10 protein-coding genes and 1 pseudogene are annotated in these 13,823 nt (G+C 61.7%); 6 read left to right on the forward strand and 5 right to left on the reverse strand.

All coding sequences use genetic code 11. The features are described 5' to 3' along the window. Positions 1 to 116: pseudogene (locus HBO09_RS28720) on the forward strand (IS110 family transposase); the annotation flags it as partial. Between the two features lie 32 nt (positions 117 to 148). Here HBO09_RS28720 and HBO09_RS28435 read toward each other — a convergent pair. Beyond that, entirely contained in the window at positions 149 to 1,636 is a 1,488-nt protein-coding gene (locus HBO09_RS28435; protein ID WP_169999514.1) for an NCS1 family nucleobase:cation symporter-1, read from the reverse strand. Between the two features lie 599 nt (positions 1,637 to 2,235). On the opposite strand from HBO09_RS28435, the gene hydA reads away from it, so the two are divergent. From hydA to preA, 3 genes are all read left to right on the forward strand, one after another. Then, a complete protein-coding gene (gene hydA / locus HBO09_RS28440) occupies positions 2,236 to 3,675 on the forward strand; it encodes a dihydropyrimidinase (RefSeq protein ID WP_169999515.1) in 1,440 nt (479 codons plus the stop codon). A gap of 146 nt (positions 3,676 to 3,821) precedes the next feature. Continuing rightward, positions 3,822 to 5,189 carry an NAD(P)-dependent oxidoreductase gene (locus HBO09_RS28445; RefSeq protein ID WP_169999516.1) on the forward strand — a complete coding sequence of 456 codons (1,368 nt, stop codon included), beginning with the start codon at positions 3,822 to 3,824 and terminating at the stop codon, positions 5,187 to 5,189. Continuing rightward, positions 5,190 to 6,464: an NAD-dependent dihydropyrimidine dehydrogenase subunit PreA gene (gene preA / locus HBO09_RS28450; protein WP_169999517.1), complete on the forward strand. Its 1,275-nt coding sequence runs from the start codon at positions 5,190 to 5,192 to the stop codon at positions 6,462 to 6,464. A gap of 286 nt (positions 6,465 to 6,750) precedes the next feature. On the opposite strand, the gene HBO09_RS28455 is transcribed toward preA, so the two are convergent. Next, positions 6,751 to 7,371, reverse strand: coding sequence for a TetR/AcrR family transcriptional regulator (locus tag HBO09_RS28455; protein WP_029298440.1), 621 nt, complete (start codon positions 7,369 to 7,371; stop codon positions 6,751 to 6,753). A 115-nt stretch (positions 7,372 to 7,486) separates the two neighbouring features. Here HBO09_RS28455 and copC point away from each other — a divergent pair, with 115 nt between their 5' ends. Both copC and copD read left to right on the forward strand, forming a co-directional pair. Next, positions 7,487 to 7,852: a copper homeostasis periplasmic binding protein CopC gene (gene copC / locus HBO09_RS28460; protein WP_169999518.1), complete on the forward strand. Its 366-nt coding sequence runs from the start codon at positions 7,487 to 7,489 to the stop codon at positions 7,850 to 7,852. Positions 7,853 to 7,855: 3 nt separating this feature from the next. Next, positions 7,856 to 8,704 carry a copper homeostasis membrane protein CopD gene (copD, locus tag HBO09_RS28465; protein ID WP_169999519.1) on the forward strand — a complete coding sequence of 283 codons (849 nt, stop codon included), beginning with the start codon at positions 7,856 to 7,858 and terminating at the stop codon, positions 8,702 to 8,704. A gap of 97 nt (positions 8,705 to 8,801) precedes the next feature. Here the strand turns inward: copD and HBO09_RS28470 are convergent, their stop codons facing one another. From HBO09_RS28470 to HBO09_RS28480, 3 genes are all read right to left on the reverse strand, one after another. After that, complete coding sequence (locus HBO09_RS28470) at positions 8,802 to 9,953, reverse strand: HlyD family secretion protein (RefSeq protein ID WP_169999520.1); 1,152 nt, start codon at positions 9,951 to 9,953, stop codon at positions 8,802 to 8,804. Further along, the gene (locus tag HBO09_RS28475; RefSeq protein ID WP_169999521.1) at positions 9,950 to 11,611 is read right to left on the reverse strand and encodes an MFS transporter; all 1,662 of its coding nucleotides are present in this window, start codon (positions 11,609 to 11,611) and stop codon (positions 9,950 to 9,952) included. The genes HBO09_RS28470 and HBO09_RS28475 overlap by 4 nt, the downstream gene beginning before the upstream one ends. Before the next feature lie 460 nt (positions 11,612 to 12,071). After that, on the reverse strand, positions 12,072 to 13,550 hold the full coding sequence (locus HBO09_RS28480) for a DASS family sodium-coupled anion symporter (protein ID WP_169999522.1): 1,479 nt from the start codon (positions 13,548 to 13,550) through the stop codon (positions 12,072 to 12,074). Between the last annotated feature and the right edge of the window lie 273 nt (positions 13,551 to 13,823).

The following is a 13,823-nucleotide window of genomic DNA, read 5'->3' on the forward strand; positions in this document are numbered from 1 at the left end:
AGACCCAAGCCCTGGTAATCCTCGCCCGCAAGCTCTGCCGGGTGGCATTCGCGCTGATGAAAAACCAGAGCGAATACCAACCGAACTTAAGGTTGCAGGGTTTACCTGCAACATAGAATCTCCCACAGTTGATTGCATTCCACATCGCTTACAGGGATGTCTTGGCAGCGACCGGACTAGTTTTGCGCTTGCTGCACAGGCCGTAATACAACAACCCGCCCAACGCCGACCCAGTGAACCAGCCGTAGCTGTAGAACCAACTGAACGCATCGCTACCCAGCGACAACAGGGTCAGCACCACCGGCACGCCAAACGCGATAAATCCCGCCACATTCCACGCCGGATACACGTCATCGCGGTACAACCCCGCCAGGTCCAGTTGCTGGCGACGGATCAGGAAATAGTCCACCACCATGATCCCGGCAATCGGCCCCAACAGGCTCGAATAGCCGAGCAACCAGTTGGAATACACGGTTTCCAGGCTGACATCGGAAACAATCAGGCCCAGTTTTTTCAGCAGTTCATGGGCCATCAGCGCCAACCCCACCAGGCCAGTCAGAATCACCGCCGTGGTGCGGTTGATCAGCTTGGGGGCGATGTTCTGGAAGTCGTTGGTGGGCGAGACAATATTCGCCGCCGTGTTGGTCGACAGTGTGGCAATGATGATCAACGCCATCGCCACCGCCACCCACACCGGGCTCTGGATATGCCCGATCAGGGTCACCGGGTCGGAGACGCTGACGCCCACCAGCTTCACCGACGCGGCGGTCATGATCACGCCCAGTGCAGCGAACAGGAACATGGTCAGTGGCAGGCCGAAAATCTGCCCGAGAATCTGGTCCTTCTGGCTTTTGGCATAGCGACTGAAGTCGGGAATATTCAACGACAAAGTGGCCCAGAACCCGACCATCGCCGTCAGCCCGGCCATAAAGTAACCCGTCAGGCTCGCACCTTCGGGACGCTTGGGCGGGATCGCCATCAATTCGCTGAGGGACACATTGGGCAACGCCCACACCAGCAAACCGACGCCCACAGCCACCAACAGCGGCGCCGACAGGGTTTCCAGCCATTTGATCGACTCGGCACCACGCAGCACCACCCATAGGTTCAGCACCCAGAAAATCATGAAGCCGATCACCTCGCCGGTGCCGCCCAGGCTCTTCCAGCCCTCGAAAATCGAGCCGAGGAACAAGTGGATCGCCAGCCCGCCGAACATGGTCTGGATACCGAACCAACCGCAGGCCACCAGGGCGCGGATCAGGCACGGCACATTGGAGCCCAGAATGCCGAAGGACGAGCGCAACAGCACCGGGAACGGAATGCCGTACTTGGTGCCGGGAAAGGCGTTAAGCGTCAGGGGGATGAGCACCACGATATTGGCCAGCAGGATCGCCACCAGCGCTTCGCCCACCGACAGGCCGAAGTACGCGGTGAGCACCCCGCCCAGGGTGTAGGTCGGGACGCAGATCGACATGCCGACCCACAGGGCGGTGATGTGCCACTTGTTCCAGGTTCGCTCGTGCACCTTGGTCGGTGCCATATCGTGGTTGTAACGGGGGCTGTCGAGGACGTCGCTGCCGGCGTCGAGTTCATACAGGCCGTCGCGTTCTATGACTTGCGATCTGTTCTGTTGCATGGCCGCTCCACGGTTTTTTTTTAAATTATTGTTGCTCATCCGGCGCTCAACGCTGGATGGCCGTAGTCCCGCACGAACATGACATCACGGACCCGGCCAACCGGCAGCGCACTCAATTACCGTGCCGCACGCCGTCACCTCGTCCGTACCGCTTATATAACTGGCTGATGTTTATCAGCTTTATTTTCTCTACCGAAAAGTCCCACGACACTTTCAACGTTACTCAGGCCAAATAACGCAGAAGTTGTCCGAACAATCAGGACTCAATCTGGTGCAACACAATTATTTTTATTACTGCCCGCCGTCAAGAGGCAACTCTCAAGCGCCTGATTTGCAATAGGAAATGTTGCTCATATTGAGAACCTGTCAAGTGCGTCAAAATGGTGAGAGCGCGCTACATTTTGGGGATTTTCATTTTTTATCGTTAACATTCAATTACTTATCAAAGATATATGCTTATAAAAAATAATCTTGATCATTCGAAAAACTCGGGCTAGTTTCTATTCCTGTCACCAATGACAAGAATAGATCTTGCACAGTGAGCAGCACTACAACACTTAGAACTGGCATAAGCCGGTCAAGCCTCTGAGGAACTCGGCATGTCTCTGTTGATCCGTGGCGCTACCGTTGTTACCCATGATGAAAGTTATAAAGCCGATGTCTTGTGCGCAGACGCTCTAATCCGCGCCATTGGCACTAACCTGGATGTTCCCGCCGGCACCGAGATACTCGATGGCAGCGGCCAATACCTGATGCCCGGCGGGATCGATCCCCATACCCACATGCAACTGCCCTTCATGGGTACGGTGGCCAGCGAGGACTTCTTCAGCGGCACGGCAGCGGGCCTGGCGGGTGGGACTACGTCGATCATCGACTTCGTGATTCCCAACCCGCAGCAGTCGTTGATGGAGGCCTTTCACCAGTGGCGCGGCTGGGCCGAAAAGTCGGCCGCCGACTACGGGTTTCATGTGGCGATTACCTGGTGGAGCGAACAGGTCCGCGAGGAAATGGCCGAACTGGTGACCCATCACGGCATCAACAGCTTCAAGCACTTCATGGCCTACAAGAACGCGATCATGGCCGCCGACGACACCCTGGTCGCCAGCTTCGAGCGCTGTCTGGAACTGGGCGCGGTGCCCACCGTGCACGCAGAGAACGGCGAACTGGTCTATCACCTGCAACGCAAGCTGCTGGCCCAGGGCATCACCGGCCCCGAGGCCCACCCACTGTCGCGCCCTTCGCAAGTGGAAGGCGAAGCCGCCAGCCGCGCGATCCGCATTGCCGAAACCATCGGCACGCCGCTGTACCTGGTACACGTTTCGACCCAGGAAGCCCTCGACGAAATCACTTACGCCCGCGCCAAGGGTCAGGCGGTCTATGGCGAAGTCCTGGCCGGGCACCTGTTGCTGGACGACAGCGTGTACCAGCACCCCGACTGGCAGACCGCAGCAGGCTACGTGATGAGCCCGCCCTTCCGCCCACGCGGGCATCAAGGGGCGCTGTGGCGTGGCCTGCAATCAGGCAACCTGCACACCACCGCCACCGACCACTGCTGCTTCTGCGCCGACCAAAAGGCCGCCGGGCGTGACGACTTCAGCAAGATTCCCAATGGCACCGCCGGCATCGAAGACCGCATGGCATTGCTATGGGACGAAGGGGTCAGCACTGGGCGCCTGTCGATGCAGGAGTTCGTTGCGCTGACCTCCACCAACACCGCAAAAATCTTCAATCTCTACCCGCGCAAGGGCGCGATCCGCGTCGGTGCCGATGCCGACCTGGTGCTGTGGGATCCCCAGGGCACGCGGACCATCTCGGCCAAGACCCACCATCAGCAGGTGGACTTCAACATCTTCGAAGGCAAGACCGTACGCGGCGTGCCCAGCCACACCATCAGCCAGGGCAAGCTGGTGTGGGTCGATGGCGATTTGCGCGCCGAACGTGGTGCCGGGCGCTATGTCGAGCGGCCGGCGTATCCGGCGGTGTTCGAGCAGTTGCGCAAGCGCGCTGAGCATTCCAAACCAGCCGCTGTAAACCGCTGACATCGCCAATCGCAGGCAAGCCAGCTCCCACACTTGATCGGGTTCACACAGTTCAAATGTGGGGGCGGGCTTGCCCGCGATGAGGCCAGTGCAAACCACAAAAAAACCAATGCCCGCCAGAGGCAAAAAACCGTGAGGCCACTACCGTGATCCAGACCCTGACCCACCTTCCCCATCCCCATGAAGACGGGGCCACCCTCGCCCGCCATTTCAGCGACCTGGCACCGCCGCTCAACGCCCGCCAGGCGCATCTGGAAGCCTCGCGCTGCCTGTATTGCTACGACGCACCGTGCGTCAATGCCTGCCCCAGCGAGATCGATATCCCATCGTTCATCCGCAACATCCACACCGACAACGTGCAGGGCGCAGCGCAGAAAATTCTCTCGGCCAATATCCTCGGCGGCAGTTGCGCACGGGTGTGCCCGACCGAAATCCTCTGCCAGCAAGCCTGTGTGCGCAACAACAGCGAAGAATGCGCACCGGTGCTGATCGGCCTGTTGCAGCGCTACGCCGTAGACAACGCGCACTTTGACCAACACCCCTTCCAACGCGCCGCCGCGACCGGCAAGCGCATCGCGGTGGTGGGCGCGGGGCCTGCGGGTTTGTCCTGCGCCCACCGCAGTGCCTTGCATGGGCATGACGTGGTGATTTTCGAAGCCCGGGAAAAGGCCGGTGGCCTCAATGAATACGGGATCGCCAAATACAAACTGGTGGATGACTTCGCCCAGAAGGAGCTGGATTTCCTCCTGCAGATCGGCGGCATCGAAATCCGCCACGGCCAGCGCCTGGGCGACAACCTGAGCCTGAGTGACCTGCACCAGCAATTCGACGCGGTATTCCTCGGCCTGGGCCTAGCCGCCAGCAAGCATCTGGGCCTGCCCCACGAGGATGCCCCCGGACTGCTCGCCGCCACCGACTACATCCGCGAACTGCGCCAGACCGATGATCTCAGCCAACTGCCCCTGGCCGATCGCTGCATCGTGCTGGGTGCCGGCAACACCGCCATCGACATGGCCGTGCAAATGGCCCGCCTGGGCGCGCGCGACGTCAACCTGGTCTACCGCCGTGGCCTTGCCGACATGGGCGCCACCGGCCACGAGCAAGATATCGCCAAGGCCAACCAGGTGCGCTTGCTGACCTGGGCCCAACCCGAAGCCGTGCTGTTGGATGACCAAGGCCAAGTGCGCGGTATGCGCTTTGCCCGCACGCACCTGGAAAACGGCCGCCTGCACACCACCGGCGAAACCTTCGAGCTGGCGGCAGATGGGATCTTCAAAGCCATCGGCCAAGGCTTCGACGAGCAGGCCTTGCACGACCCACTGGCCCAGCAACTGCAACGCCAGGGCGAGCGGATCTTTGTCGATGCGCAGCTGCAAACCAGCATCCCCGGCGTGTATGCCGGCGGCGATTGCGTCAGCCTCGGGCAGGACCTCACCGTCCAGGCCGTGCAACACGGCAAGCTGGCCGCCGAGGCCATGCACGCTCAACTCATGCTCAATGTGGAGGCTGCGTAAATGGCCGATCTATCGATTGTGTTCGCCGGTATCAAAGCCCCCAACCCGTTCTGGCTAGCCTCCGCGCCACCCACCGACAAAGCCTACAACGTGGTGCGCGCCTTCGAGGCCGGCTGGGGTGGCGTGGTCTGGAAAACCCTCGGCGAGGACCCGGCGGCGGTCAACGTCTCGTCCCGTTACTCGGCGCACTTTGGCGCCAACCGCGAAGTCCTGGGCATCAACAATATCGAGCTGATCACCGACCGCTCCCTGGAGATCAACCTGCGGGAAATCACCCAGGTGAAAAAGGACTGGCCCGACCGCGCCCTGATCGTGTCGTTGATGGTGCCGTGCGTCGAAGAATCATGGAAAAACATCCTGCCGTTAGTCGAAGCCACCGGTTGCGACGGCATCGAGCTGAACTTCGGCTGCCCCCACGGCATGCCGGAACGCGGCATGGGCGCGGCGGTGGGCCAGGTGCCGGAATATGTGGAGCAGGTCACACGCTGGTGCAAGACCTATTGTTCGCTGCCGGTGATCGTCAAGCTCACGCCCAATATCACCGATATCCGCGTGGCCGCCCGGGCCGCCTATCGCGGTGGCGCCGATGCGGTATCACTGATCAACACCATCAACTCCATCACCAGTGTGGACCTGGAGCGCATGGTCGCTCTGCCGATCGTCGGCACCCAAAGCACCCACGGCGGCTACTGCGGTTCGGCGGTCAAGCCGATTGCGCTGAACATGGTCGCTGAAATCGCCCGCGATCCCCAGACAAAGGGCCTGCCGATCTGCGGGATTGGTGGCATCGGCAACTGGCGCGATGCCGCAGAGTTCGTGGCCCTGGGCTGTGGCGCGGTGCAGGTATGCACGGCGGCGATGCTGCATGGTTTTCGGATTGTCGACGAGATGAAGGATGGCTTGTCGCGATGGATGGACAGCCAAGGCTACAGCAGCTTGCAGGATTTCTCCGGGCGCGCCGTGGGCAATACCACAGACTGGAAATACCTGGACATCAACTACCAAGTGATCGCCAAGATCGACCAGGCCGCCTGCATTGGCTGCGGACGCTGCCATATTGCCTGCGAGGACACTTCGCACCAGGCGATTGCCAGCCTCAAGCAGGCCGATGGTACCCATGTGTACCAAGTGATCGACGACGAATGCGTGGGCTGCAACCTGTGCCAGATCACCTGCCCGGTGGCGGACTGCATCGAGATGGTGCCGATGGACACGGGCAAACCGTTCTTGAATTGGACACAGGATCCACGCAACCCCTACCGCGAGGCGGTGTAAACCATCTATTGCCAGGGGGCTCGTTGTGGCGAGGGGGCTTGTCCCCCGCTGGGCTGCGCAGCAGCCCCGGTCAGCCTCACCTCGGCCTTTCAGACACACCGAGGTGACCGGTTTTGGGGCTGCTGCGCAGCCCAGCGGGGGACAAGCCCCCTCGCCACAACAAGCCCCTGACCACAGCCCCTGACCACAACAGGCCCCCTGACCACAGCGAGCCCTTTCACGGCCTCAGCCCACGCAACCGGTGTAGCCTTTTAAATCGCGATGAGGCCTCAACCCCACCACAAACTCAGGGCTCCAACCCAATCCCCCGCAAAATCACACTGGTCACCGTCTGCACCGCCCGCTCGAACTGCATGTCCGACAACGCCTGATGATCATTTAGGATCATCACCTGGTGATCAAAGTCGGCATAGTGCTGGGTCGAGGCCCAGATCATATACAGCAGGCTCGAGGGTTCCACCGCGAGGATGCGTTTGTCTTCCACCCACTGGCGGATTTTCGCTTCCTTCATTTTGGCCCAGTCGTACAGGCTCGCATCCAGCGCTTCGCCGAGGGTTGGCGCGCCGTGGATGATTTCGTTGGCCCAGACTTTCGAGCCATAGGGACGGCTGCGCGAATGCTGCATCTTCGCCCGGATGTAGCTGCTGAGGACCACGCGCGGGTCATCGAACATCTCGAAGCACAGGGCGTCCTGCTTCCACACTTCCAGCAGGTCGAACAACACCGCGCTGTACAGCTCGCTCTTGGTGCTGAAGTAGTAATGCAGATTGGAGCGCGGCAGTTGCGCCTGTTCGGCAATGTCGGCCATGGCGGTGCTGCCATAGCCCTTCTCGGCGAAGACCTTTTCAGCGGCCAGCAGAATCTTTTCGACGTTGACCCGACGGATACCGATCTTGTGATTGCCCATAGGGGCTCCCTGACAACGACATGCCTGGAAGACTACCATCCGCTCTAGATCGGGGCGACAGCCTGAGTAGAAACTTCGTACACTGCCCGCTTCTCCCATTGATAGGTAGTGCACGATGTTGATCAAGAAAGCCCTGACTACGGTGACCTTGCTGGCCTCGCTGCTAGGTGCTTCGGCAGCCTTTGCCCACGCGCACCTGAAAACCGCCACGCCGCCAGCCGACAGCACCGTCGCCGCGCCCGCTGACCTGCGCCTGGTGTTCTCCGAAGGTATCGAGGCCACGTTCACCAAGGTCTCCCTGAGCAAAGACGGCACCGAAGTGGCAATCAAAGGCCTGCAAACCCCAGACGCAAACAAGAAAACCTTGGTGGTGACCCCAGCCGCGCCGTTGACCGCTGGCACCTACAAGGTCGAGTGGCACGTCCTCTCGGTCGACACCCACAAAAGCGCTGGCAGCTATAGCTTCAAGGTCGGCCAATAACCCATGGCAACCCTGCTGGTGCTCTGCCGTTTCCTGCACTTTATGGTGGTTTTGCTGATGTTCGGGGCCTGTGTACTCAGGCCCTGGCTATTGGGCGCAAGCCAGCGGCCCGCCCTGGACCGGCAGTTGTCACGCATCACCACGCTGCTGGCCTGGCTGGCCCTGGGGTCGGGTGTGAGCTGGCTGCTGTTGATCAGTGCCAGTATGGCCGGCAGTGAACTGGCGGCGCTGGACCTGGCGACGGTGCAGTTGGTGCTGGGCAAGACCTTCTTCGGCCAGGTCTGGAGCCTGCATCTGTTGCTCAATGGCCTACTGGTACTGAGCCTGCTGACACCCTGGAATCACTTGCGCCTGCCCCTCAGTGCGCTGCTGCTGGCCACCCTGGCCCCCGTGGGGCACGGCGCGATGCTCAGTGGCCTCAATGGGCAATTGCTGATCCTCAACCAGATGGTGCACCTGTTTTGCGTCGGTGCCTGGCTCGGTGGGTTGTTGCTGTTGGTGTTGATCCTGCGGCACGCGGCACTCTACCCGCTGGAGACAATCCTTCGGCGCTTCAGCGGTGTCGGTTACCTGTTGGTGGCCGGTTTGCTGGTCACCGGGCTGATCAATATCCGTGTGCTCACCGGGCAGTTCTGGCCGACCCCGCTGTTCAGCGGGTTTGCCTTGATCCTGTTGATCAAGGTGCTGCTGGTGGCGGGGATGCTGGGCCTGGCATTGCTCAATCGGCTGCGGATCAAGCATTGCCAGCAGCGCGTAGGGCAACTGCAGGCCAGTGTGAAGCTCGAATGGTTGTTAGGCGTGGCCGCGGTGGCGGCGGTGTCCCTGCTGGGCACCCTGCCGCCGATGCTGTAGGAGCGAGCTTGCTCGCGAAAAACTTACCGACAACGCGTTTACCCAGGCAGCCCGCGTTATCGTTGACGACTTTCGCGAGCAAGGGATGTGTTGAATGTCAGGGCGGGCTGTTTTTCAGGCGGCCCGCCGTGTCGATACTGACCACCACCGACAACCCCGGCCGCAGGCGTTCGCTCTGCTCCTGATCCGGGTCCACGGTGATCCGCACCGGCACCCGCTGCGCAATCTTGACGAAGTTGCCGGTGGCGTTATCGGCCTGCAACAGGCTGAACTCGGCGCCCGTGGCCGGCGAGATACGCTGTACCGTGCCATGGAATTTGCGGTGGTTGAGGGCATCGACGGTGAACGTCACCGGTTGACCCACTTGCACATGGTCCATCTGGGTTTCCTTCATATTGGCGATCACCCACAACTGGTTCGGCACCAGCGCCATCAACTGCGCACCGGAGTTGACGTAGGCCCCCAAACGCACGCCGATCTGCCCCAACTGACCGTCCCGTGGCGCCAGCACGCGGGTGTTGGACAGGTCGATGCGCGCCAGCTCCACCGCGGCCTCGGCACTGGCCACGGCAGCTTCCAACGAGCCGCGATTGACGATCACCGTCTGCAAGTCCTGGCGGGCGATTTCCAGGCTGGCCTGGGCCTGGGCCACGGCGGCAATGGTCTGCGCGTTGGCGGCGCGGGTCACGTCCAGTTCACGGCGCGACACCGAGCCATCGCTGATCAGTTCTTCGTTGCGTCGCAGGTCGGCCGTGCTTTTGCGCGCCTGGGCCTGGCTGTCGGCCAGGGCGGCCTGGCGCAGCTTGATGGTCGCCTCGGCGCTGTTGCGCTGTTGCACCACGTTGGCCAGGGACGCCTGCTGCACCGCCAATTGCGCTTGGGCCTGGTCCAGGCGCTGCTTGTAGATGCGGTCATCGAGGCGCACCAGCAGATCCCCAGCCTTGACGTGCTGGAAGTCCTGCACCGGCACCTCAAACACATAACCGCTCAGTTGCGGGCCGATGATCGTCACCTGGCCGCGCACCAGGGCGTTTTCGGTGGTTTCCACGGCGCTGCTGAAGGGCGGCAATTGCCAGGCGTACAACACAATCAATACGCCGACGATAGCAATCGCGGCAAAGCCCAAAGACGAAAGGATGCGCACACCCAGCGAGCGCTGTTCGGTGATTGTGGCTCCGGGCGGCGTGGTGCCCTCCGGGGTGGAAGCAATGGCATTGGTGGTCGTGGTGGTAGCCGTAGGTTCGCTCATGAAGAAAGTGCGCCGCTAGGTTGAACGGAAGGCGCTGCACTGGCGGCAGCTTTCTTGGTGGTGCTCATCAGCCACAGGCTGCGGGTAAAGATCCACAACATGGTCAGTATCGCGATGATCGCGATCAGCATGAACACATCGTTATAGGCCATCACATTGGCTTCACGGGTGGCCGCCGTGGCCAGGCTGCGGATGCCCAGCAGGTTGCGCAACTCCGGATCGGCAACCACCGAGCCGTAAGCCGAGCCGCCGCTCTGCACCCGGGCCGCCACCCGCGGGTCCAGCAACGTCAGGTGTTCGACAATCATGCTGGAGTGAAACTTCTCGCGCACGATCTGGAACGTGCCGAGCAACGCCGCGCCCAGCAGCCCGCCAAGGTTCTGGCATATCCCAAACAGCACCGAAAAACTCACCAGGTTGCGCGGGTTGCTCAACACATTGCGCATACCCAGCACCATGGTCGGGCCGAGGAAGAAAGTACCGCCAAACCCCAGCAGAAACTGGCTAACGTACATGTTCTCTGGTCGGGTCAGGTTGCTGGAGAAGCTGTCCATCACGGAGCCGGTGGCCATCAGGGCCAGGGAAATCACCAGGGGCATCAGCAAGTGCGCCGGGTTGATGGTCAATGCGCTGATCACCAGGCCACTGATCGCTCCCAGCAGCATCACCAGATACAACGTGCGCATCTGCTCGCTGCTCATATTCAGCGCCTGCAAAAAGCCCACGGCGCCGGTGGACTGCTCGGACAGCACCATGCGGATCAGGATCACGGCCAGAGCGAGGCGAATCATCACCCCGCCGCCCAGCCAACGGGTCATCAGCAGCGGGTTGGCGCGGTTATGCTCGATGGCCAGCCCGGCCATGATCAGCACCAGCGAACCGGCGCAAGCAACGCCAATCCACGGCGCTTCCAGCCACCAGTCGATACGCCCCAGGGACAGCACCGCACACAGCAATGCCACGCCCGAGGCGAGCAAGGCGAAGGTCAGGAAGTCGAGTTTTTCAAAGGTCTTGAAGCGGTCGCCCGGTGGCAACTTGAGCAGGAATACACAGCCCAGGCAGGTCAGTGCCATGCCCAGTTCAAACAGGTACAGGCCGCGCCACTCGGCGATCTGCAGCAAGTCTTCGGAAAACAGCCGCGCCATCGGCAGGGCCAGTTGCGCAGTGCCCAGGCCCAGTACCAGGGCCTTGAGCCGCCACTTTGCGGGGAACGCCTGGACCATGTAATACAGGCCCAGGGAACTGAGGGCCGCGCCAACCATGCCGTGGGCCGCACGCACGGCAATCGCCGAACTGAGGTCATTGACGAACAAATGGCCAAAGGTCACCAGGGCGTAGAGCACCAGGAACACTTCGGTAAATGCGCGCAAGCCGAACTGCTGGCGGAACTTCACCAGCAGCAGGTTCATCGACACGTTGGTCATCACATAAGCGGCGGGCAGCCAGGCCATTTCGGCAGTGGTCGCGCCCAATGCGCCTTGCAGGTACGGCAGGTTGGCGATCACCAGGGCATTGCCCAGGCCACCGGTGATTGCCACCAGCACGCCAACCAGGGCAAAAGCCCAGCGCTTGAGCGTGGGGTGATGGGGCGTCGATGGCGACCCCGGCAGGCTGGGGCGCTCGTGGGGTTGCCAGGCATGCGGGGTGTATTTATCCATTCGTGACCTTGATGACCGACGCACGAGGCCGGTAGAACCCTGACTCAGAGCGTAGTAGACCTGAGCGGGGTTGATCTTGTCATCTTTGTGGGAGCTGGCTTGCCTGCGATGCAGGCGCCGCGGACTGGGGGGGTGTACATATCCGTTGCTGCGGTCATGGCGGCTTTTGGTTCCGCTCTTACAGCGGCTCACTTTTGAAGAGCGCAAAAGTAAGCAAAACGCTCTTGCCCCACCACTCGGTGCCTCGCCTAGGCTCGGCATGCCCGCAGTCAGGCATTGCTCCGTGGGCCCGCCGCGATCGGCCATCCATGGCCGTGTCGCGGCTACCCCGGCATCCTGCCGGGGTGCCCACTGCGCAATACCTGCCTGCGGCCATCGTGGTTTGACGGGGCGCTTAAGATCAAAAGCAGAGCAACAGCAACAACAAAGCCAGCTCCTACAGGGGATTGGGGTCAACTCATCAGATCCAGCCCAGCCAGCTCCAGTAGGTCGCGGCAAACACCAGCATCAACAGGTAGCCAATCAAGGTCACCAGCAGCCCCACCTTGGCAAACTGCCGTGCGGTGAAGGTGCCGGTGCCCAGGCACACCATGTTTTGCGGGGCGTTGATCGGCAGGATGAAGCCATAACTGACCACAAACCCCAGCAACATGGTCATGCCCAACCGGCTGAAATCACCCGGCAGGGTTTGCAGCACGGCAATCAGGATCGGCAGCAAGGCCGAGGTCAATGCGGTGGCGCTGGCAAAGCCCAGGTGGATCACAATCAGGAACGCGCCCAGGATCGCAAACACCCCCAGCGGCCCCAGTTGATCCAGGCCGGTGTGCCCCACCACCTGCGCGCCCAGCCACTGCCCGGCCTGGGTGGTCAGCAGTGCCGTGCCGAGGCTGATGCCTACGCCGAAGACAATCACCGTGCCCCAGGGGATGCGCGATTGCACGTCCTTCCAGGTCATCACCCCGATGCCCGGCAGCAGCAGGATCACCAGGCCGGCGTAGGTGGTGGAAGTGGTATCGAAGCTGTGCAGACGCCCTTCCGTGGCCCAGGCCAGCAGCAACATGACCGAGACCGTCAGCAAGCGCTTCTGCGGCCCGGTCATGGGGCCGATATCCACCAGGGATTGCGCCACGGCTTCCTTGCCGCCAGGGATGCTGTTGCTCTCCGGTGGCAGCAATTTGAGCACCAGGAACAACAGCACCGCCGACATGATCAGTGCCCACGGCGCCCCGGCGATCAGCCAGTCGATCCACGACACGCGCTGGCCGAGCATCTTGTCCATAAAGCCCACGGTCAGCAGGTTCTGCGCGGCGGCGGTCTGGATGCCGACGTTCCAGATACTGGTGCCCTGGGCCACGACGATCATGATCCCGGCGGCGATATTCGAGCGCTTGTCCACGCCAAACGCGGCAATCACCCCCATCATGATCGGCACCACGCAAGCGCTGCGGGCCGTGGCGCTGGGCACCACCAGGCTGAGCAGGATGGTCACGGCAATCGCGCCCACCAGGATCCCGCGGGTGCTGGTGCCGACCCGGGTCAGGGTGACCAGGGCGATGCGCCGGTCCAAGCCGGTGTGGGTCATGGCCGCCGCAATAAACAACGCACCGGCCACCAGGGCCAGGGCCGGGTTGGCAAACCCGGTGAGCGCCATGCTGATCGCCGGGCTGGAACCGATCAGGTGCGCAGGGTCCTGCAATGACGGCGCGGTGCCCAGCAGAAACGCCATCAACGAAGTAATCATGATCGCACTGGCTTCGTAGGACACCGCTTCGGTGATCCACACCACCACGGCAAACGCGAGGATCGCCAGCATCCGGTGGCCGGCTACCGGCAAATCGGCGGGCAGCGGCAAGAGCAGCACGCCGATCATCACCAGCACGGCGATCACCAGGCCCATGGGCAGCTTGAAAGAAACAGCAGGTGTTGCGGGGGCACTCATGGAAATCTCCGTCGGCCATGACAATCAAGGCCTGCAGCATGAGGCAAAGCGTCGCGGCGGGTCTTGACAGGTATCAAGGCACGGGCAGTTTTGAGCCACCCTCATCGCAGCATCGGTATCTACACAACTTTGCCGCATCGCATAAATTCAAGCAGATAGCGCAGTTGTGGCGAGCGGGCTTGTGTGGCGAGCGGGCTTGCCCCGCGCTGGGCTGCGAAGCAGCCCCAAAAAGCCCGCCGCGTTTCTTCAGATAAACCGCGATGGCCGGGTTTA

It is taken from the genome of Pseudomonas sp. WS 5027 (assembly GCF_012985695.1).
Taxonomy (GTDB): domain Bacteria; phylum Pseudomonadota; class Gammaproteobacteria; order Pseudomonadales; family Pseudomonadaceae; genus Aquipseudomonas; species Aquipseudomonas hygromyciniae.

What these genes read in the sequence shown, in the direction of transcription:
- HBO09_RS28470 (WP_169999520.1), bottom strand. Translation starts at nt 9,953, where the DNA reads ATGAGCGAACCTACGGCTACCACCACGACCACCAATGCCATTGCTTCC.
- preA (WP_169999517.1), top strand. Translation starts at nt 5,190, where the DNA reads ATGGCCGATCTATCGATTGTGTTCGCCGGTATCAAAGCCCCCAACCCG.
- copD (WP_169999519.1), top strand. Translation starts at nt 7,856, where the DNA reads ATGGCAACCCTGCTGGTGCTCTGCCGTTTCCTGCACTTTATGGTGGTT.
- HBO09_RS28455 (WP_029298440.1), bottom strand. Translation starts at nt 7,371, where the DNA reads ATGGGCAATCACAAGATCGGTATCCGTCGGGTCAACGTCGAAAAGATT.
- HBO09_RS28435 (WP_169999514.1), bottom strand. Translation starts at nt 1,636, where the DNA reads ATGCAACAGAACAGATCGCAAGTCATAGAACGCGACGGCCTGTATGAA.
- HBO09_RS28475 (WP_169999521.1), bottom strand. Translation starts at nt 11,611, where the DNA reads ATGGATAAATACACCCCGCATGCCTGGCAACCCCACGAGCGCCCCAGC.
- HBO09_RS28480 (WP_169999522.1), bottom strand. Translation starts at nt 13,550, where the DNA reads ATGAGTGCCCCCGCAACACCTGCTGTTTCTTTCAAGCTGCCCATGGGC.
- copC (WP_169999518.1), top strand. Translation starts at nt 7,487, where the DNA reads ATGTTGATCAAGAAAGCCCTGACTACGGTGACCTTGCTGGCCTCGCTG.
- hydA (WP_169999515.1), top strand. Translation starts at nt 2,236, where the DNA reads ATGTCTCTGTTGATCCGTGGCGCTACCGTTGTTACCCATGATGAAAGT.